The following is an 18626-nucleotide window of genomic DNA, read 5'->3' as shown; positions in this document are numbered from 1 at the left end:
TTGAAAAAAGACTTCAAACAACCTTTTGAAAACGCTGTTACAAGCAAGAAGGAGCCCAAGCATGTTCAATGCTTATGAAAACGATACGTCCGCTAACGAACCCAAGTACATTGAAACCACGACACCTGAAGGAAAAGTAAATTTCTATTCCATGACTTTGGAAGATCTCAAAGCTTTCCTTAAGGGAAAAGGCAAAGAGCAATTCCGCGCTCAGCAGATTTTCAAGTGGGTTTACGAACAACGCGTGACTGATGTTGAAAAGATGTCGAATCTTTCGAAATCTTTCCGTCAGGAAATTCCAGATATTTTGAGTTTTGATTTGCCTCCGGTTTTGAAACATTTGAAATCGATCGACGGCACTCAAAAATTCCTTTTCGACGTGAAAGGCGGCAACAGTGTAGAAGCTGTTTTGATTCCGTCTGATGACCGTCTGACATTGTGTATTTCGTCTGAAGTAGGCTGCAATATGGCCTGCAAATTCTGTTTCACTGGTAAGCAAAAATTAAAGCGTCGTTTGACCACCGAAGAAATCGTCGGTCAGTTCATGCAAGTGCATGATCGTTTGGAGCCAGGACAACGTATTTCTAATATCGTATTCATGGGAATGGGCGAGCCTCTGGACAATCCAGAAGCTGTTTTCAAATCCATCGAAGTTCTGCATAGCCCATGGGGCATGATGCTTTCTCGTCGTAAAATTACCGTTTCTACTTCAGGTTTGGTGCCGCAAATTAAGCTGGTTGCTGATGCAAAAGTGCGTTTGGCAGTAAGTTTGAATGGTTCTAACGATGAGATCCGTTCTCGCGTTATGCCGATCAATAAAAAGTATCCGTTGAAACAACTTTTGGATGCATGCCGCGAATACACGCGCGTGACGAAAGATCGTATTACTTTTGAGTACGTTCTTTTGAAAGGCGTGACTGATCAAATGGAACACGCTCGTGAAGTTGTGCAACTTTTGAAAGGCATTCCGAGCAAAATCAATATCATCCCATTCAACGAACATCCGGGTTCTGGGTACGAAAGACCGTCGGATGAGCAAATCGAAAAATTCCACACGGAATTGATTAAACTTGGTGCACACGTTCTTCTAAGAAGAACAATGGGTCGTGATATTTACGCAGCTTGTGGACAGTTGACGACCGTCAAAGACAGACCTGAAACTATGGATATTTCTAACTCAAAAATTGGTGGAACAAATGAGCGACATTTTGGTAGTGGGCAGCCTCGCCTATGATAGTATTGAAACTCCCTCTGGAAAAGTAGATAGAGCCCTTGGTGGATCTGCAAACTACTTCTCTTTGGCGGCAAGCCTTTTTGCAAAAGTGCGTGTTGTCGGCGTTGTTGGAGAGGACTATGAAGAAGCGGATTACAAACTTCTTCAATCTCGTGGTGTAGACCTTGAAGGCCTTGAAAAGGTCTCTGGGAAGACTTTCCACTGGGAAGGTAAGTACGAAGGCGATATGAACGAAGCTAAAACCTTGAGAACTGAACTCAATGTTTTTGAGCACTTCAATCCGAAATTGCCTGAGAGTTACAAAAACTCTTCATTCGTATTCTTGGCAAACATCGTTCCAGCTTTGCAGTTGGAAGTTTTGAACCAAGTGAAAAACCCACAATTCGTGGGTATGGACACGATGAATCTTTGGATTGATATCGCGAATGCGGATTTGCTCAAAGTGATGAAGAAGGTCGATGTCGTTTTGATCAATGAAACCGAAGCAGAAATGCTGACGGGGGCTGGGAACGCGATTGAAGCAGCAGCAAAGATCGTAGAGCTTGGTCCAAAAGCTGTCGTTATCAAACGCGGTGAGTACGGATTCATTATGTTCTCTAAAGAAGAAGGTTACTTCGTTCTTCCGGCATTCCCGATTTCAAAAGTGACAGATCCAACAGGCGCGGGCGATACTTTCGCCGGTGGTTTCTTTGGTTACCTAGCAAGCCGTCCAGGCAAGCCGACTGTGAAAGACATGAAGCAAGCTTGTATCCATGGCAGCATCCTCGCAAGTCATACAATCCAGGACTTCAGTGTGAAAGCGTTGGCAAAGACAACATTGGCTGATCTGGAAAAACGTTTGGCAGAATATAAGAAAGTCATCACGGTCTAGTTCAGACTGTCTCACTCTGAGAATCGCCAGACTAAGGTCACAAAATAGCTATGAAGAAAGCCCTTTCTATAAAGAAAGGGCTTTTATTTTCCGATAGTTATCTTAAGTCATGGCTAAGAAAAAGAAGAAACAGACACCTAAAGATGATCTGATCGAGTCATTAATGAATGACGTGCAAGAGATCAGTGATCAACAAACTCAGCTTGGAAAAAAAGCTGGGCGTGATCTATTTCTGGATGACAGTAGCAATGTGTCTAGCAGCGATGACTTCCTGATTGGTCTTGGTGGTGATGATGAAAACCGCGTCGAAGATCAAAATTCTGAAGTAGCCGGTCTCTGGCAACAAATGAAAACTCCAAAAAACGGACCTGTCGATTTGGACGAGCTTCCAAATGTCGAAGAATTCCGTGAAGACTCTGTCGGTTCGTCGATGGAACCACCTGTGAGTGAAGACTCTGACATCGGTGATGAATTGCCTCCGACAAATGACGACAAAACAATGAACATCCAAGAGCTAGAGAATCACAATGTTTCTGCTGGCGGCTTTGATGCATTAAAAGCAGAAGATGATGACGATAGTCATCACGATGCTGAAAAAACGGTGGCCGTTGAAGGTTTTGCAAACAGACAGCCTCGTCATCAAACAGAAGTAGCACCTAAAATCAGTTTTGGCTCTTTACGTGATCCACGTCCAATGGTTGGGGGCGGCAGCGTGTACGCTTCTGCGGACGCAACTTTGGCTCAGGCGGAAAGTTTGAAGCTAGCTCAACAAAGAATTCTTGAGCTGGAAAAAGAAGTGGAAAAGTACCGTCAAGAGAATGAAGAGTTGGCTTCAGCTGGTGAGATCGTTCGCGATCGCTCTGAAGAACTGACGGCAAGGGTTTTTGCTCTAGAAAAAGAAAAGCAAGAAGTGTCTGATTCGTTGCAAAACGAACTGATGATCGTCAAAGGTACATTGCAATACAAAGAAATTGAAGTTGGTAAAGCGAGACAAAAGATTGAAGAATTGGAAGCTCGCCTTAAATCCGATTTCAAGAAAATCCGTGTCCGCGAGCGAGAACTAGAAAACAGACTAGAATTGGTCAAGGCCGAGAAGACCGCCCTGCTTAGGGCCAAGGATGAGAATATTCTCGAGCTTAAAAGAAAAATTGATCATCTACAAAGTGAGTTGGATAATTATCGTGATAAGGTTCTCGAGCTCAACAAGACTCTGGATTCCAACCAAGAACAGTTCAAACGCACAGTGCGTGCATTGCGCTTGGCTTTGAGCAATTTAGAGGTTAAAGAGGAGAATCTAGTTCCTTTAAAGAAAGCTGATTAGACATGGAACAAGTCACTTCAGTTGAAACCGCTCAAGCTGTAAAAAAAGTTAAAGTTGTGCTTAGTGATTTGCATCTTGGCAAAGGCCGTATTCTAGAAAACGGCGGCATCAATTCTTTCGAAGAATTCTATTTTTCAGAGAAGCTCGTTGAGTTTATTCATTATTATTCCTCAGGCATTTATCGTGACTACGAAGTAGAGCTCATCATCAATGGTGATTTCTTAAACTGTTTGCAAGTGGACTATAAAGGTCACTTCTTAACGGTTATTACCGAAGCCGTTGCTTTGGAAGTAGTGAAGTCCATTATTAAAGGTCACGAAAAAGTGTTTAAAGCGATGGCCGAGTTTGCAGCAAAACCAGGCAACTCGATTACTTATATTGTTGGTAACCACGATCAGGCAATGTTGTGGCCAGCATGCCGTGTTTATTTGAATAACGTCGTTGGAACTCCAATTCGTTACAAAAACATTGTTTACTTCTTTGATGGTGTTCACATCGAGCATGGTCATATGCACGAAGCTGCGAATCGTATGGATCCGAAAAAGTTTTTCCTGAAGAAAGACTTGCCAGAGCCTATTTTGAATCTGCCTTTTGGTTCACACTTCTTCGTAGAGCTTGTATTAAAGGTGAAGGATAAATATCCACACGTGGATAAGATCCGTCCATTCTCTAAGATGCTTCGTTGGGCTTTGTTTAATGAAACCTGGATGTTGATTAGTTCGTTCTTCTCTTTGATCATCTATTTTGGAAAAAGCATCATGGTCAACGACCCTCGTCGTAATTGGCCGTTTAAGCGAATTCTTCAGGTGATTTTGGAAAGCGCGATCTTTCCGGATTTGAGCGAATCTGCACGAAAAGTTTTAAGTGATGATCGCGTCCATACTGTGATTTTTGGACACACACATGTTTATCAATACAGACAGTGGTCCAGCGACAAAGAATACTTTAATACGGGAACTTGGACAGAGCTTACATCTTTGGACATTGTGTCGTTGGGTAAAATCACAAAGCTAACTTATGTTTTGATTGAGTATCCAGAAGATGGTGGTCGTCCGCGCGGTCGTTTGAAAGAATGGCGTGGATATCACCGTATCGAAGAGGATGTCGCGGTTTCGTAGGCTGGCAGATGGTCCAGCTGGGCAAGAGACTAGCTAAAGAATTCTTAACCAAAGCATGATTGTATTCTAAATGTCGGAAATTTATACTGGATTCTGCTATGACAAATCATGATGATGATTCAAAAGATGTATCAGAGAAGACGAGTGTAGTCACTTCAGACACTTTCAAAGGCCGTATTCAGGCAGCTGATGGTGCACCTCCGGTGATCGTGGTGCTTATTGGCCCTCCCGGTTACGTGGGTAAGCAATATCCAATCGCAAATAACGATATCGTGATTGGTCGCTCTGTTGAAACTCAAGTGTATATCGACGACAAGAGTTTGAGTCGTTCTCACGCGAAGTTTGCAATCGTTGGTAGCGAAGTCTCTATCATTGATTTGGGTTCTACGAATAAAACGATTGTGAATGGAAATGCGTTGCCACCACTTGCTCCGTGCAAGTTGCGCAACAATGACCAAATTAAAACAGGCAACGTGATTTTTAAATTCCTCGAGAAGGGCAATATCGAAGCATTGACGAATCAGTCTTTGTACGAAAAAGCCAATCGCGATGCTTTGACGGGTGCTCACAGCAAAGGTTCTTTGTTAGAGAAAGGCCCAGAAGCAATCAAACGTTCTGAGCTTCTGAATGAAGAGATGAGCATCATCGTTTTCGATATCGATCATTTCAAGAAAATCAACGATACGCACGGCCATCCAGCAGGCGACGCCGTACTTAAAGAATTGTCAAATATCGTGAGTTCTAAGCTGATCCGTTCGAACGATTACTTTGCCCGTTACGGTGGTGAGGAGTTCGTACTGATTCTTTCTGGTGGTACGGCGAAAATGGCTAGCGAAATTGCTGAGCGTATTCGTCAGACGATCGAAACCCATGCTTTCGTGCATGAAGGTAAAGTGATTCCAGTGACGATCTCTTTGGGTGTTGTGACAAAAAGCACGAACGACGTGGAATGGTCGGAACTTTTTGATCGCGCCGACAAAGCCTTGTACGCTTCTAAGCAAGGCGGCCGTAATAGAGTGACTATCGCTCAATAGGCCGCTCTCGTTCAACGAGGGACTATGAAACAGCTTGTGATTCTATCTTTGTTATTTTCCCTGAACTCTTATGCTCAACAGGGCAATGATCAACGCACAGTCAGCGACTGTGCGAAAGACCTCAAAATTAAAGTATGGTGGGACAGCAAAAACAAGAATGCTGAAAAATACTGCGAAGACCATTCGCAAGTAACCATCGACTGCGCAATCAACCTGATGCAGGCAAAACATCTCACATATAATTCAAATTTCGAAAAAGCTCTTAAAGACTGCAACCGTACCCGTAAATAGCCATGATTAAGAAAATCAAAAAGCCCATTCCTTTCGACTTTGTTTTGCATGAAATTGAGTCGGCAAACCCTCATACCAAGCCTATGTTTGGAGCTTATGGGGTTTATATCGGGAATAAAATGGTTTTCATCTTAAGAGAACGCGAGAAATCTCCAGAGGATAATGGCGTGTGGTTGCCGGTCGTTGAAGGTTTCCATGAAGAGCTTCAAAAGATTTTCCCAAGTATGAGGTCCCTTGCGATGTTTGGTCCGGGCCCCACAGGGTGGCAAGTCCTTCCCGTGGATGCAGAGGACTTTGAGGAAGCCGTTCTAAAAGCATGCGAGCTTGTCCTGCAAGATGATCCTCGTATCGGTACCACTCCCAAGATAAGAACGAAGAAGAAAAAGAAAGCTATCAAAGCTAAGCCGAAGCCAAAGACCAAGCCAAAAGCAAAATCAAAAGTAAAAACCAAGCCTCGTCGTCGTAGCAGTAAAAAATCTTAATTTGGATATTGGCGCGAGTTATCTGAGCCAGTTGACGGACTATTTATTCGCCCGCACTATTATAGTTGACCGCATCAAATGATAGTGAGGATTACTATGAAAAGTTTGATTCTATTTGTGTCTTTAGCCTTCGGAAGTATTTCTTTGGCAAATGACGGATACTCTGCGATTGGTGCTGGTGGAATAGTTTTTAATAAATCTTCAAGCATCGATATGAAAAATGAAGTGCTGACGATCTCTGAAAATAACGTGAACGTTAAATACGAGTTTATACATCGCCCTGGAGCGGCGGCAGTAAAGAAAACTGAAAAAGCTCTTATCGCCTTTCCAATGCCTGAGATGACTTGCGGGTATTGGGGGAAAGCTAAAATGCCAGATGATTTTTCAGTTTTAGTAGATGGCAAAAAAGTGAACTTTAAAAAAGAGGTCAAAGCTCTGAAGGGTGAAGAAGACGTTACAGAGCAAGTTAAAAAAGCGGGACTTCCTGTAGACTGTCGCGAGCTCGATCAAAACAAAGAACTTTTCAAAAAAGCGCAGAAGGCTAAGTGGGCCGAAGACTTTCAGGGAGCGGATCCGGAAGATGTCCTTTACAGCACCCAGGTTACTTACTATTGGGAACAAGAATTTCCAGCGGACAAAATCGTCAATATTGAGCACTCCTACACTCCAGTTCTGGGGGTGGATTCTGGTCATCCTTCCTGGTTTTTTAATCTGGCTCCGCATTGGGATAGAAACCCGAACGTGAAGTGGACGACGCGTGTGAATGGCAAAGACTTTGAGTATCCGAGCTCAGATGTTTTAGGTGGCAAATCTTTGAATTATGTTCTGACGACCGCGAAAACGTGGTCTATGGGCGGAGTCACCAATTTTAAACTGATCATCAAACGTAAGACCCCAGAGACCTTTGTAGGATCTTCTCTGGGGCCTTTGGTTGCAGTTGATAAAAACACCTTTGAATATCGTGCTGTGAACTATGCTCCGGATCGTGACTTAACGATCTTTTTTGGCAAGTCAAAGTAGCTCTTACGGCGGTCCGCCTTGATCCATCCAGGCTTTTAAGAGCGCTTTCGGCTCCTCAGCTAAACCTCTGGGGGGCATGTCTCCGAAAACGAAGACACGACGGTTGATCAGAGCAAGGCTTGCAGAAACCGTTTCATAGTTTTCAAAAGTGAAGACACCTTGAGATTGATGACAGTTCTGACAGCTGACCAAGAAGACTTCTTGTTGGACTTCTGCAAAACTCACATCAACACTTTCATCGCTTTGAATATTATTCGCCGGACTTTCCTTCAGCCGTTCAAAGCGGCCACAAGCCCCCAGGAATAAGACCTGGAGGCAAAGAACCACTACTAGCGCTTGACGTTGAAATCGATGACAAACCATACGTCACCTAAACCTTCTCCGTTAATATCTCCGGCTGCGCGATCTGCGGCGAAAAGATAAACGGGGCGGCTATCTACGGTCAGCTGTAAGCTGCCATCACGGCGCTTTGTACTTCCGAGAATGCCTGTGAGTTGTGTTGAGATCTCTTCAGTAATCAGAACTGGTGGCCAGGTTTGTGCGCAGGCATCATAACAGGTGGATTCGCCCTCTTTGTCAGGTGTGAAAGTATAGAGGCTCAATCCTTGACTGTCGGCCAAAACCAAACGAGTGCTCTTGTCGTCGTTGATGTGTTTTTGAAATGTCACCGGCCCTAGTGCCAAAGCCGAAGACCCTACGAGAATAATTGCTGTGATTGTTGTAACGAGTTTTTTCATTGAACTCCTCCTGAGCCCATAGATAGTTTTTTAGCCACGATATGTTAAGTGCATATAATTCATGTTTACTATAACTAATGGACATAGAAGGATTCGCAGGGGTAAAACTAAGTTATGGCACTGTCTTTACTTGAAACCGAGCTTCAGTATTTTTTGAAAATGAAAGAGGCCAAAACCCTTTTAGCGGCCTCTGACAAACTAGGGATCAGCCAACCGGCTTTGAGCCGGGCGCTGGATCGCCTCGAGGACAAGCTTGGTTTTAAACTTTATCGTCGCTCCCGTACTGGAATTGAACTTACAGAACAAGGGGAAGAGCTGCATCTGCGCATGAAGAGTTTACAGGACGAGATGACAGGAATCTTTGAAGGCATTCGCGATCATCAAAATGAAGTCACCGGAGAGATCAAAATTTGCGGGCATAAGAGCGTGATTCAGGATTTTCTGCTGCCAATCATCGGAAAGCTCAACCATGAATTTCCAAAAGTTCGTTTTCATATCGAAACCCTGCCGTCCAGAGAGTCTCTAGAGGCGGTTCTACACCGGAAGATGGATATTGGGATTGTCATCAACCCTGTCGAGTATAGCGCATTGATTATTCGTCAAGTGGCGCACACGAAGGGCTGCTTTTACTCAAAGACCAATTCTCCGAAACGAGTCTATCTGAATCCGCAAATGATCGATTTGACTCGTTTGCTGAGAGTAATGCGTAAGGATCTTTTAGATGAGTCTTCAATTCAATTTGTCGATGACTATGACCTAATCGCAGAGCTTGTGAAAGCAGGGCAGGGCTGTGGTTTGCTGCCAAATCATGTGGGGGAGCGCTACAAGCTGGAGCTTTTTGAAAGATACGCGAGTGTCTTAGGCCCGCACTATCAGCTAAAATTGGTCGGCAACAGTCATTCTATGAGTAATTCTAAGCGAACCGTCTTCAGAAAATTAGAGCAGCTAATTAAGTCTGTGCAGTAAGACGCCATAAACATTTGAGACGATCTGAGTCTTAAAAGATTTAATGACTCCCTAAAAGTCCTTTGTAAAATGAATGGGATGAAAGACATTATTTTTCGCGCAGCTAAAATAGAAGATGTGCCAGAGTTGGTGAATTTGCGCTTTAGGGCGATTTGTGAAACCGACGGGATTGATCCAAATCAAAGGACGCCAGAGTTTGAAAAGCTGGTTCAAGACTACTTTAATGAGACCTTATCAAATCAAACCTATTTTGGCGCGGTTGCAGAGCTTAATGGTCGCTTGATATCTACTAATGGACTTGTTCTATATAGAAAGCCACCGTCCTTTAAAGGGACTAATGGAGTCGTGGGCTATGTCACGAACGTTTATACGATTCCAGAATTTAGAAACCTAGGTATTGCCAACGACCTCATGAAGCTTCTTATCGCGCACGCGAAACAAGCCGGCGCCACTAAAATTCATCTAGGAGCTACAGAAGATGGTCGAAGACTCTATGAAAAGAACGGGTTTAAAGACGTCATCTTTCCTGCACTGGAACTAAGATTCTGATCATTTCTAACAATCGATTGAATTAAAAAATGCCACCACGTGAACCTCGGCCCAGTGGTAAAAAGTCTCTACCGCACGATACTTTTTGCACCAGTGAAACCAGTCGTTGGTCCCGTTTTATTATGCATTTCATGAAACATATTATGCATGTTTTTGTAGGTTAACCGCGTGAAGTACGTGTTTCTGTTCATTAATTATCATGCATAAGAAATGCTTATATTAGACCCAACAAGTCGTTAAAAGGTAAACAATTTCAAATATTTAGGGCCAGTGTGACTCTAAAGCGCTCGGCACTGCTCTTGCACAATAACCAAGCAAGGGGTCATGAGGGGGGAAGCCTCCATTAACCGAAATCCCTAGAAGGTGAGTCTACAATATGTTGCGGGATCTCATGAAAACGGATCTTGAACTGGTGGAAGAAGTGAAAGCTGGAAACAGAAGATCTTTTTCCGAACTTGTAAAGCGACATCAGAAAGGACTTCTGAGAATGAGTCTGAGATTCGTAAAGGATCTTGGAACAGCCGAGGATGTGGTGCAGGAAAGCTTTATCAAAGCTTACGAGAAGCTTCACAGCTTTGAAGGCAGAGCGAGTTTCAAAAGCTGGCTCTTCCAAATAGCAGTGAACAATGCACGCAACCGCATCCGCGATTCGCGTAAGAACATGATCGACATCGAGAATGTTCAACTTGCTGTCGGCGCTGAAGCCGAAAGTGGCATGGTTCACAACGCTATTGCAGGAATGCTGCAAGAAGAAGTGGACAAGTTACCCGACAGACAAAGAACAGCCTTGGTGCTTCGTGTGTACGAGGATCTCAGCTTCAAAGAGATCGCGGAGATTATGGAGTGTCCTTATGACACAGCAAAAGCGAACTACCGTCATGCATTGATGAGACTTCGCGAATGCTTCGAAGAACAACAAGACCTAAAAACCTGGACCGAGGAAATCGGAGGGTTCTTGGGCGAAACCAACCAATATGCGGAGGCCGAAGGATGAAAAAGAAGCAACTACTTGGAGGAGTACTTGAAGAAGTGCAACTCCCTAACAATCAAGCTTACTACGATCGACTGCATGATAAAATCATGGCTCGAGTCGAAGATGCGGAAATGGAAACTCCAACTCGTCAACCGGTGCGCACCTACGACAAGACGGCGAGTAAGCTTCTACGTGATCACTGGCGCGGGTGGCTTTACTCTCGCGAGTCTTGAGAAACTCAAGGACAATACGACAGTCACGACGCAAAACCACATTCATCACGAATGTGGTTTTTGTTTTTGAGAATTAGCTCGTTTCAGAGGGAAATAAACAAAAACACATTGTTGTAAGAACTGAGTACAAACAAAATATTTTGAAGAGATCTCTTGTCAGATCGAAAATTCTTCTATAGCTTCCGGCGATTCTTTTTAGGAGACTCTTCATGTTGCTCAAAACGGTAAGCTGTGTCGCTCTTTCTTCTGTCTTAGTCTTCGGTATTCCGAACACTTCATTCGCAAAAGACAATTCTAACAACGGTAATTCTGGGAACTCTGGAAATAACGGAAACTCTGGTAACTCCGGGAACTCAGGGAACAGTGGTAATTCTGGTAACTCCGGAAATTCAGGGAACAGCGGTAACGCTGGAAACTCTGGGAATAGCGGTAACTCTGGGAATGCTGGAAATTCCGGCAGTAACGGAAATGCTGGTACAGGAAATTCTGGTGGTGTAATCCCAGGAGATTCTGGAAACTCTTTCGATTGTTCTCACAATCCAAACCTTTGCACTGGCAACAGCGGAAGCGGTAACGGTAACACCGGCCCAGGCAATCAAGGTAATGACAAAGATGTCGGCAATGCTGGCGGCAGCAACGGCAACGGCGGTGGTAACGGAAATTCTGGAAACAACGGAAATTCTGGCGGCGGCAATAGTAGCGGTGGCGGAAATGGTTCCGACAACGGTAATGGCCAAGGCGGCGGTAACAACGGCAACGGCAATGGTAATACCGGACCTGGAAATCAAGGCAACGACTCCGACAACGGCAATGCTGGCGGTGGTAACGGAAACAACAATGGCGGAGGCAACAATAACGGTGGTGGCTCCAACAATGGTGGCGGTAATAACAACGGTGGCGGCTCCGATAACGGCGGTGGTAACAACAACGGCGGCGGTTCTGACAACGGTGGTGGAAATAATAACGGAGGCGGTTCCAATAACGGTGGCGACAACGGCAACGGGAATGGAAACGGAAATGGCAACGGCTCCGACAATGGAAATGGTAATGGCAACGGTAACGGTTCCGACAACGGAAACGGTAACGGTGGCGATAATGGCAATGGCGGCGATAACGGTAACGGCGGTGACAACGGCAACGGTGGCGACGATGGTTCCGACAATGGCGGCGATAATGGTGGTGACGACGGCGGTGATGACGGTTCTGACAATGGTTCCGACGATGGCAATGACCAAGGCAGTGACGACGATAAAAACGACGACACTCAGTCTTCTCAACAAAAAGAAGAAAAGAAAAAGAAAGAGCTAAAAGCGAAACTTCTTCCGTCTTTCTATTTGGATTTCGATTTCGGTACAAAAATCATCAACCGAACTCCACACAATCCACGTTATTCTAATCAAAACACTGTAAAAACAGATTTGGATAAAACTCGTGATACATTGGTTCACGGTGATTACCAAAATGGCTTCCTAGTAACTTCTTACAACAGACTCGAAGGCGGTATCGGTGCGAACGTTGCGTTCTACTACGAGAATGCGACAGGACTATCGAAATCATTGTGGGGAACTATCGGTTTGATCCCATTCGCAGGCCGCGAAGTGGTTTCTAATCGTTACGCTCCAACTGTGAAAATCGCTCAAGAGAAGAGCTCTCTTGAACTTCCAATGGAAGCAGCTTCTATCTACTCTTGGACAGCAGGTGACAACATCACTTACGCTTCTAAAGGTGGAGTGATCTTCTTCGCAGGGCCTGGAATTGGACCTGTAGTTTTGAATGCGACTTACGTTGCAAGCGGTATCTATCAAATTTATGTCGAGAAATTGGATGATTCTTATGTGAACGTTCGTTTGACTGACATCAGCGTTGATCGCTTGAGTTTGCAAACTGCTGCGGTCCTCGCAAGCGTGGGCACAACGAAGTACAAAGAGGTGGCGAAATCCTTCTCTTACGTAATTAACATCAAAGATCCAGTAGGTGAAAAAGCTTACCATGATCTAGTTCGCGGTAATATTGCGGCTATTCAGAAAATGATCGCTACAGGACAAACTCCTGCAGTTCAAAAGTGGGATCGCGTGAATCGTTCACAAATCGGAAGAATCAATCACTTCTTCTTCGGTTTGCCGATCATCTTGAACACAAGCTGGACATCTGGAAAAATCTACGAGCTTTCAAACTCTCAGAACTTCTTCGACAACACGAAGACGGATGTTCAATACGGTATTTATTTGAAAGAACGTCGCAGCCGTTTGATCACGACTCACTCTTCAGTGACTCAAGCATTCTACGGTGGTGTGATGACTGTGAAAACTCTGTTGGCAGCGCCAATTAAGGGTTACTTCGGTCAGTACGTTTGGGTTGCAGAAGACGACAGCACAAGCCACTCTGATATTCGTTCAGATATCAAAGCGTTGGTGCAAAAAACTGGCTTGATCAAAGAATTAAGCTTGAACATCCCAACTCTAACTAAAATTGGCTTCTCTAAAGTGGCTTTCAAAATCAATCTTGATGAAGATGCTACTATGAAGTTGATCAGCAAAGTTACTAAGTCCTCAGAAAAAGACTTGGCAGTGAGGGCTGGAGCAAAAGCAGAAGCTTACTTTGCAAAAGGTGACGCTTACGACTTGTGTGTAACTGGTCAGCAAGAGAAATTGGAAGATTGCTACAGCAGCAAAGCTTTGGAAGCTCGCTGGGCGGCTGGCAACATGTTTAAAGCAGTCGCTAAAATGAAAGCGGCTTATGCTGCCGGTAAAGACAAAGACTTTACATCTGCATACGCTGACTTCGGTAAAGCTATCTTGGCAACTCCGTTCGTGTTCCAAACATTCTTGGATATCATGGGCGAAGGTCTCGAGATGGAATACATTGTGAACAACACGTTCTTCTCATCTTACCATGTGAAGTTTGTAACGACCGCGAAGTCAGGAGTTTATGTGAAAACATTGATTCCTACATTTGACTTCGCACCGGGTGTTCCTGTTAACACAGGCGCTGTTAAAGGTGTCGTTGTACCGGGAACTTCACCTGTAGTTTCTCCGTAAGCGATTGCGGATCATTGAGACATTAAAAAAGCCACGTCCCTTATGGGGAGGTGGCTTTTTGTTTAAGGGCCTTTGCAGGGTCCTTTTCTTTTTCTAGGCTTTTGCACTCTTCTAAGAACTTATTAAAGTCTTTCCCAGTTTTCTCATACAGCTTCTGGAAATCATCCAAGTCCTGCATGTAGGTGCGATACACCAATAAACGCGCATTATTCAGCTTGATGCTTTGAAACTTTTTATAAGTTTCTGTTTTCAACTGCGGTAAGAGCTCTTTTTTAAAGTCCTCTTGCAGCTGCGTAAACTGTTGCTGGCGCAGTTCATCGTTTTGTTGGTCCTTCGGAAGATTCTCGTACCAGGCTTCCAGCGCTTTCAATTTTACACTGAGCCATGCAGAAAACAGTTTGTCGTCCGCATTTTCGTTTTTGACATTTTGGAGAGTCGGCGAGTCCGGCCCTTCGACTTTTTGATAATACATTTCAGCGCCCAAGTTACCTATAAATACGGCCATGCGCTCATTGAAGTCGGCTTCGTGTTTAATGAACAAGGTTGCGTGGACTGTTTCGTGGATAATCGTATTTACTAAATCATAGTCTTTGTATTGAAGCATTGAAGACAGCAAAGGATCTTTAAACCATCCCAGCGTTGAATACGCAGAGACCCCACGCATATAGGTGTCGAGATTTTCTTTTTGCAGCTCTTCTTGTTCTTTCTTTGCATCGGCCTCGTTAAAGAAGCCTTTGTAAGGCATCGAGCCCACAATCGGATAGCGCCATTTGTAAGTTTCAAGTTTCCATTTCGGAGCAGCACTTACCACATACGTGACATAAGGACGATCCAAGAGAACGAAATTCGTGTAGTTCTTTGTAGGCTTCAAGGCCAAATCTTTTTCGGCGAACTCGCGGGCCTTTTGGGCCAACTGAATTTTTCGTTTTTGTTCGTCGGTCAGTTTTGGATCTTTTAGGGCTTCATCCAAAGGCACCTGACTGCTCATCATTGAAAACTGATTGTAAGCGGATTTAGCGATGTAATTGATCTGGCAAGAGGTCAGGACCACGGAGAGTCCAAGCCAAAGCGTGGTTTTCTGAGCCGACTTTAGAACATCCAAGTCACACCTGCAGAAAGAGCATCGTCATTAGTTTTAGCGCCACCGCCGATAGGCGTTTGCCAAATGCTATAGGCAAGCTTCACACCGAATTGTTCTGTGAGGGCAATCTTAAGTCCCAAACCATAACTAGGAGCTATGGCGACGTCCAGAGGAAGCGTTTGGACTGATATATTGCCATCTTTGATTGTTTGCAGACGATTGATCTGAGCAACCCCACCTTTAATGAAAGGTTGGAAGAATGCTTTTCTATCGGCAAAAACGAAGATCAAATCAGCGCCAATGATTTTTGTTTTCTGATAAACGGTCCGAGGAAGATCCGTCGCTAGCACCTGCGTGTTTTGCAAAGTCGCAGCTTCTGTGTAACTGAGCTCTAGTGCCAACTTTTCAGCGAAGTATAAAGAGATGGAAGCCGTGGTTGCTTCAGAGTCTGTGTTGTTGTTGACATCAAAGGTTTGTTTTTTACGTGAGTAACTCAAGCCCACTTCTGTGAACAGCGCATGAGAGGTCAACGGCAGGAACATCAGCATCAGAATAGAGAGAGTTTGCAGAGTCTTTTTCATACTCTCAGGATATCAAACTTGAGAGGGGAAAATGAGGGGATTCGCCTCTAGACTGTCGGAAGGTCCGAAGGCTTTTTTCCTATTCGGAATACACGACAGCTGAAGGTTTAAAGAAAACATTAAAGCTGTATTTAAGATGGATAAATCCATCGTCCTCGACCATTTCCTGAGGAGGATTTGGAAACATACCTGCTTCTTTAAACGCTAAAATCGCGGCTTGATCAAAGCGGTCGATGCCCGACTCTTTCAAAATGTGTGCAGAGTGATAACGACCATCTTTGGTAATCCAAATGTCGACAGAGGTTATCCAGTTACGACGGCCAACGACGCTTAATACGTAATTGCGATCAAACGAATCCACCGCTTGGCGAACGCGGCTTTCCCAACGGAAGCGAACCAGATCTTCGATGCGAGCAAAGAAAGAGTAGAAAACATAACGATCTGTATTCAAAGCGGTGAATGTACCGATGGAGACATCTTGAGGAAGTGCATCTCCAACTGTCGAAGGAGCACTCTCTACGCTTTGTGCGTACTCTTTCAGGTTTTTAGCAATGTCGACGCCTTCTGGATCAAAATCTTTGGCACTTTGACGGCGTGGATCTTTAGGCACAGGTTTGTTTTGCTTGGATTCAGAAGGTTGATTTTGCCCAGGGCTGCGATTTGTTGTCATGCCCGAAGCAGCGGCTTGCATTTCGCGATGAACGCGTTGTTTGTCCGCAGAAAGAAATCTCGCTAAATCCGAATCATCTTCTTTGAGCTCGCTCTTCGGCGCTAGAGCTTCACGAACGACTTGGCGATCAAGCTTGTTGCGAAGCTTTTGAGTTTTGGCAGGTGGTTTCGGAGTTTCTACCAAATCGATGGTGGTGATATCGACTGGTTTTGGCTCAAAATAAGGCGCCCCTTTATCCATAATAAGGACCAACAAACAGTGAACAACAAGACTGAGGGCTAGGGCTCGCAATAAACTCATCTTGTCTCACTATAAGACGATCCTGGACCAAAATCCAAGTCCGACGACTAAAGTTGAAACAAATTCTGCCGAAAAGAATCTATCAGACATGGGGGTCTAATGGGTAAGATTATCGACATCACAAGTCGTGTAAAGTCTCAGAATTCTTCAGTAAATGATAAAACTTCTGGGGCACCAATAGTCGATATGACGACGGCTCGTGAAGAAATGCTCAACAAAGATCGTCGTGAAGTGAAGCGTACGATTCTGACTGAGTTCGTCGGAGCTTATGCTGTTCTACCGGAAAGAGGACTGATGAAGGTCACTCTTTATGATATCTCGGAAAACGGAATCGCTTTTGATCTTGAGCTCGATGAGGGCGTTTTTCTAGAGGGCGAAGAGGTTGCTTGTCGCGTTTACCTTAACCACACAACTTACTTCCCATTCACTGTAAAAGTGGCGAGCTCTCGTCGTTTAGAAGACGAAGGGGTTTTCCGTCATGGAGCTTCGTTTGTTAAGGGCACCGTGAACGATGTTGCGCTTCATCATTTTGTGAAATTCATCGAGAATGTCAGTGCAGGCCTTCGTAAGGATGGCGGCGACATTCTTGTTTCCAATATTTCTTAATCCTCATTTCTTCAAAGCTTTTCGTGGACATTATCCAGGCCTTATTGTCGAATAGACTTAAGGCCTGATTCATTTCGAATTCAGGCATCCACGGAGGGCAAAAGTTGAGCAAATCCAAACGCAGAAAAATTGTCGTTGATACCAATGTCATTCTTTTCGACGCCCAAGCGATTCTTCGCTTCGGAGAAGCCGATGTTCATATTCCTATATCGGTTATCGAAGAAGTCGATAAGTTCAAACGTGATCAAGGTGAAAACGGACGAAATGCTCGTCAGTTCAGCCGCTTTGTCGACGTCCTCAGAGAGAAAGGTTCTCTTGCTCAAGGTGTGCAGCTAGATAATAGCGAAACGATGGTTTACATCAGCACAGATTTGATGTTGGGCGGGATGCCACCAGAATTTGATCAAGCTAAAGCTGACAACAGAATCTTGAACACAGCAATGGCCTTGCAGAAACAACATCCACGCACAAAAGTGGAGTTGATTACGAAAGACATCAATCTTCGTATTAAGGCAGACGTTTACGGCATCTTTGCCAAAGACTACGAGCCTTCAGATGTTTCTCAAGAAGACATGTACGAAGGGTATTTGGAGCTAGAAATTTCTCCAGAGAAAATTGATCAATTCTACAAAGAGAAAAAATTCGTTCCAGCAGGCGGCCCAAAACTATACGCCAATCAGTATGTGATTATGAAGGACGCTTCGAATCCAAATCACTCAGCGATTGGTCGTTACTCTCAAGCGGATCAGGCGATCATTCCTTTGATCAATCCTGCTGACAGCATTTGGGGAGTTCACGCACGCAACGTCGAGCAAGCGTTTGCTTTGGATTGTTTGTTGAATGATGAAATCCTTTTTGTTTCTTTGGTAGGTAAAGCGGGAACAGGTAAAACATTACTTGCGATCGCAGCCGGTCTTTTCAAAACATTGGATGAAGGCCGCTTCCAAAGATTATTGGTGTCTCGTCCGATCTTCCCGATGGGAAAAGACATTGGTTATCTGCCAGGGGACATCGAGCAGAAGTTGAATCCATGGATGCAGCCAATCTTCGATAACGTTGAGTTCTTGATGGGCGCTGACAAGAAAGCTTCAGGACGCGCGCAAGAGTTGATCAATCAAGGGATGTTGAATATCGAACCGCTGACTTATATCCGTGGTCGAAGCATTCCAAAGCAATACTTGATTGTCGATGAAGCTCAGAACTTAACTCCGCACGAGATTAAGACCATCGTGACTCGCGCAGGACGTGGAACCAAAGTCATTCTGACCGGGGACGTTTATCAGATCGATAATCCTTACGTGGACTCAGCAAACAGTGGTCTGACGTATGCGGTAGAAAGATTTAAAGGACATCCGATTGCCGGACACGTTACGTTGACGAAGGGTGAGCGTTCTGAGCTTGCGGAGCTCGCAGCCAACATTCTTTAGTCGAATACTCAAGAAATATTCAAAATGTGCTTTTTTTGCAACAGGCAAAGACTTGCCTGTTGCTCGTCTTTGTTCTTCACTAGGAGCCTCTTAA

At 44.5% G+C, this 18626-nt stretch carries 20 protein-coding genes; 15 read left to right on the top strand and 5 right to left on the bottom strand.

What is annotated here, in order from left to right:
• The first annotated feature begins 61 nt into the window (after positions 1–61).
• The 8 genes from rlmN to ACLWBB_RS17110 all read left to right on the top strand — a co-directional run bounded on the left by rlmN (position 62) and on the right by ACLWBB_RS17110 (position 7371).
• Entirely contained in the window at positions 62–1234 is a 1173-nt protein-coding gene (gene rlmN, locus ACLWBB_RS17145) for a 23S rRNA (adenine(2503)-C(2))-methyltransferase RlmN (protein WP_413288782.1), read from the top strand.
• A complete protein-coding gene (locus ACLWBB_RS17140) occupies positions 1197–2105 on the top strand; it encodes a PfkB family carbohydrate kinase (RefSeq protein ID WP_413288781.1) in 909 nt (302 codons plus the stop codon). Before rlmN ends, ACLWBB_RS17140 begins: the two co-directional genes overlap by 38 nt.
• Before the next feature lie 109 nt (positions 2106–2214).
• Complete coding sequence (locus ACLWBB_RS17135; RefSeq protein WP_413288780.1) at positions 2215–3426, top strand: hypothetical protein; 1212 nt, start codon at positions 2215–2217, stop codon at positions 3424–3426.
• Between the two features lie 2 nt (positions 3427–3428).
• Positions 3429–4544 (top strand): metallophosphoesterase, encoded by a 1116-nt coding sequence (locus tag ACLWBB_RS17130; protein ID WP_413288779.1) that lies wholly within the window; start codon positions 3429–3431, stop codon positions 4542–4544.
• Between the two features lie 98 nt (positions 4545–4642).
• Positions 4643–5578: a diguanylate cyclase gene (locus tag ACLWBB_RS17125; protein ID WP_413288778.1), complete on the top strand. Its 936-nt coding sequence runs from the start codon at positions 4643–4645 to the stop codon at positions 5576–5578.
• Between the two features lie 24 nt (positions 5579–5602).
• On the top strand, positions 5603–5869 hold the full coding sequence (locus ACLWBB_RS17120) for a hypothetical protein (RefSeq protein WP_413288777.1): 267 nt from the start codon (positions 5603–5605) through the stop codon (positions 5867–5869).
• A gap of 2 nt (positions 5870–5871) precedes the next feature.
• Positions 5872–6351 carry a hypothetical protein gene (locus ACLWBB_RS17115; protein ID WP_413288776.1) on the top strand — a complete coding sequence of 160 codons (480 nt, stop codon included), beginning with the start codon at positions 5872–5874 and terminating at the stop codon, positions 6349–6351.
• A 96-nt stretch (positions 6352–6447) separates the two neighbouring features.
• Positions 6448–7371 carry a DUF4424 family protein gene (locus tag ACLWBB_RS17110; protein WP_413288775.1) on the top strand — a complete coding sequence of 308 codons (924 nt, stop codon included), beginning with the start codon at positions 6448–6450 and terminating at the stop codon, positions 7369–7371.
• A 3-nt stretch (positions 7372–7374) separates the two neighbouring features.
• On the opposite strand, the gene ACLWBB_RS17105 is transcribed toward ACLWBB_RS17110, so the two are convergent.
• Both ACLWBB_RS17105 and ACLWBB_RS17100 read right to left on the bottom strand, forming a co-directional pair.
• Positions 7375–7596: a hypothetical protein gene (locus tag ACLWBB_RS17105; protein ID WP_413288774.1), complete on the bottom strand. Its 222-nt coding sequence runs from the start codon at positions 7594–7596 to the stop codon at positions 7375–7377.
• A 104-nt stretch (positions 7597–7700) separates the two neighbouring features.
• Entirely contained in the window at positions 7701–8108 is a 408-nt protein-coding gene (locus ACLWBB_RS17100; protein WP_413288773.1) for a hypothetical protein, read from the bottom strand.
• 114 nt (positions 8109–8222) lie between these two features.
• Between ACLWBB_RS17100 and ACLWBB_RS17095 the strand changes: the two genes are divergently transcribed.
• The 5 genes from ACLWBB_RS17095 to ACLWBB_RS17075 all read left to right on the top strand — a co-directional run bounded on the left by ACLWBB_RS17095 (position 8223) and on the right by ACLWBB_RS17075 (position 13867).
• Complete coding sequence (locus ACLWBB_RS17095) at positions 8223–9074, top strand: LysR family transcriptional regulator (RefSeq protein WP_413288772.1); 852 nt, start codon at positions 8223–8225, stop codon at positions 9072–9074.
• A gap of 78 nt (positions 9075–9152) precedes the next feature.
• Positions 9153–9623, top strand: a complete 471-nt coding sequence (locus tag ACLWBB_RS17090; RefSeq protein ID WP_413288771.1) for a GNAT family N-acetyltransferase — start codon at positions 9153–9155, stop codon at positions 9621–9623.
• A 391-nt stretch (positions 9624–10014) separates the two neighbouring features.
• Complete coding sequence (locus tag ACLWBB_RS17085) at positions 10015–10617, top strand: RNA polymerase sigma factor (protein WP_413288770.1); 603 nt, start codon at positions 10015–10017, stop codon at positions 10615–10617.
• Positions 10614–10829, top strand: a complete 216-nt coding sequence (locus tag ACLWBB_RS17080; RefSeq protein ID WP_413288769.1) for a hypothetical protein — start codon at positions 10614–10616, stop codon at positions 10827–10829. Before ACLWBB_RS17085 ends, ACLWBB_RS17080 begins: the two co-directional genes overlap by 4 nt.
• Before the next feature lie 209 nt (positions 10830–11038).
• On the top strand, positions 11039–13867 hold the full coding sequence (locus ACLWBB_RS17075) for a hypothetical protein (RefSeq protein WP_413288768.1): 2829 nt from the start codon (positions 11039–11041) through the stop codon (positions 13865–13867).
• Between the two features lie 40 nt (positions 13868–13907).
• On the opposite strand, the gene ACLWBB_RS17070 is transcribed toward ACLWBB_RS17075, so the two are convergent.
• The 3 genes from ACLWBB_RS17070 to ACLWBB_RS17060 all read right to left on the bottom strand — a co-directional run bounded on the left by ACLWBB_RS17070 (position 13908) and on the right by ACLWBB_RS17060 (position 16499).
• Entirely contained in the window at positions 13908–14969 is a 1062-nt protein-coding gene (locus tag ACLWBB_RS17070; RefSeq protein WP_413288767.1) for an aminopeptidase, read from the bottom strand.
• Positions 14957–15529 carry an outer membrane beta-barrel protein gene (locus ACLWBB_RS17065; protein ID WP_413288766.1) on the bottom strand — a complete coding sequence of 191 codons (573 nt, stop codon included), beginning with the start codon at positions 15527–15529 and terminating at the stop codon, positions 14957–14959. The genes ACLWBB_RS17070 and ACLWBB_RS17065 overlap by 13 nt, the downstream gene beginning before the upstream one ends.
• 79 nt (positions 15530–15608) lie before the next feature.
• Entirely contained in the window at positions 15609–16499 is an 891-nt protein-coding gene (locus ACLWBB_RS17060; protein ID WP_413288765.1) for an energy transducer TonB, read from the bottom strand.
• 99 nt (positions 16500–16598) lie between these two features.
• On the opposite strand from ACLWBB_RS17060, the gene ACLWBB_RS17055 reads away from it, so the two are divergent.
• The gene (locus tag ACLWBB_RS17055; RefSeq protein WP_413288764.1) at positions 16599–17105 is read left to right on the top strand and encodes a PilZ domain-containing protein; all 507 of its coding nucleotides are present in this window, start codon (positions 16599–16601) and stop codon (positions 17103–17105) included.
• A 104-nt stretch (positions 17106–17209) separates the two neighbouring features.
• A complete protein-coding gene (locus tag ACLWBB_RS17050; protein WP_413288763.1) occupies positions 17210–18532 on the top strand; it encodes a PhoH family protein in 1323 nt (440 codons plus the stop codon).
• Positions 18533–18626 lie beyond the last annotated feature (94 nt).

It is taken from the genome of Bdellovibrio sp. HCB337 (genome assembly GCF_047302465.1).
Classification (GTDB): Bacteria; Bdellovibrionota; Bdellovibrionia; order Bdellovibrionales; family Bdellovibrionaceae; genus JACMRP01.
The sequence above is the reverse complement of the archived record's forward strand: the minus strand, read 5'-3'. Positions and strand labels throughout refer to the sequence as shown.

Coding starts and splice junctions, on each gene's coding strand:
- ACLWBB_RS17075 (WP_413288768.1), top strand. CDS start 11,039: ATGTTGCTCAAAACGGTAAGCTGTGTCGCTCTTTCTTCTGTCTTAGTC.
- ACLWBB_RS17115 (WP_413288776.1), top strand. CDS start 5,872: ATGATTAAGAAAATCAAAAAGCCCATTCCTTTCGACTTTGTTTTGCAT.
- ACLWBB_RS17055 (WP_413288764.1), top strand. CDS start 16,599: ATGGGTAAGATTATCGACATCACAAGTCGTGTAAAGTCTCAGAATTCT.
- ACLWBB_RS17090 (WP_413288771.1), top strand. CDS start 9,153: ATGAAAGACATTATTTTTCGCGCAGCTAAAATAGAAGATGTGCCAGAG.
- ACLWBB_RS17080 (WP_413288769.1), top strand. CDS start 10,614: ATGAAAAAGAAGCAACTACTTGGAGGAGTACTTGAAGAAGTGCAACTC.
- ACLWBB_RS17085 (WP_413288770.1), top strand. CDS start 10,015: ATGAAAACGGATCTTGAACTGGTGGAAGAAGTGAAAGCTGGAAACAGA.
- ACLWBB_RS17120 (WP_413288777.1), top strand. CDS start 5,603: ATGAAACAGCTTGTGATTCTATCTTTGTTATTTTCCCTGAACTCTTAT.
- ACLWBB_RS17060 (WP_413288765.1), bottom strand. CDS start 16,499: ATGAGTTTATTGCGAGCCCTAGCCCTCAGTCTTGTTGTTCACTGTTTG.
- ACLWBB_RS17130 (WP_413288779.1), top strand. CDS start 3,429: ATGGAACAAGTCACTTCAGTTGAAACCGCTCAAGCTGTAAAAAAAGTT.
- ACLWBB_RS17065 (WP_413288766.1), bottom strand. CDS start 15,529: ATGAAAAAGACTCTGCAAACTCTCTCTATTCTGATGCTGATGTTCCTG.
- ACLWBB_RS17135 (WP_413288780.1), top strand. CDS start 2,215: ATGGCTAAGAAAAAGAAGAAACAGACACCTAAAGATGATCTGATCGAG.
- ACLWBB_RS17140 (WP_413288781.1), top strand. CDS start 1,197: ATGAGCGACATTTTGGTAGTGGGCAGCCTCGCCTATGATAGTATTGAA.
- ACLWBB_RS17100 (WP_413288773.1), bottom strand. CDS start 8,108: ATGAAAAAACTCGTTACAACAATCACAGCAATTATTCTCGTAGGGTCT.
- ACLWBB_RS17125 (WP_413288778.1), top strand. CDS start 4,643: ATGACAAATCATGATGATGATTCAAAAGATGTATCAGAGAAGACGAGT.
- ACLWBB_RS17095 (WP_413288772.1), top strand. CDS start 8,223: ATGGCACTGTCTTTACTTGAAACCGAGCTTCAGTATTTTTTGAAAATG.
- rlmN (WP_413288782.1), top strand. CDS start 62: ATGTTCAATGCTTATGAAAACGATACGTCCGCTAACGAACCCAAGTAC.
- ACLWBB_RS17110 (WP_413288775.1), top strand. CDS start 6,448: ATGAAAAGTTTGATTCTATTTGTGTCTTTAGCCTTCGGAAGTATTTCT.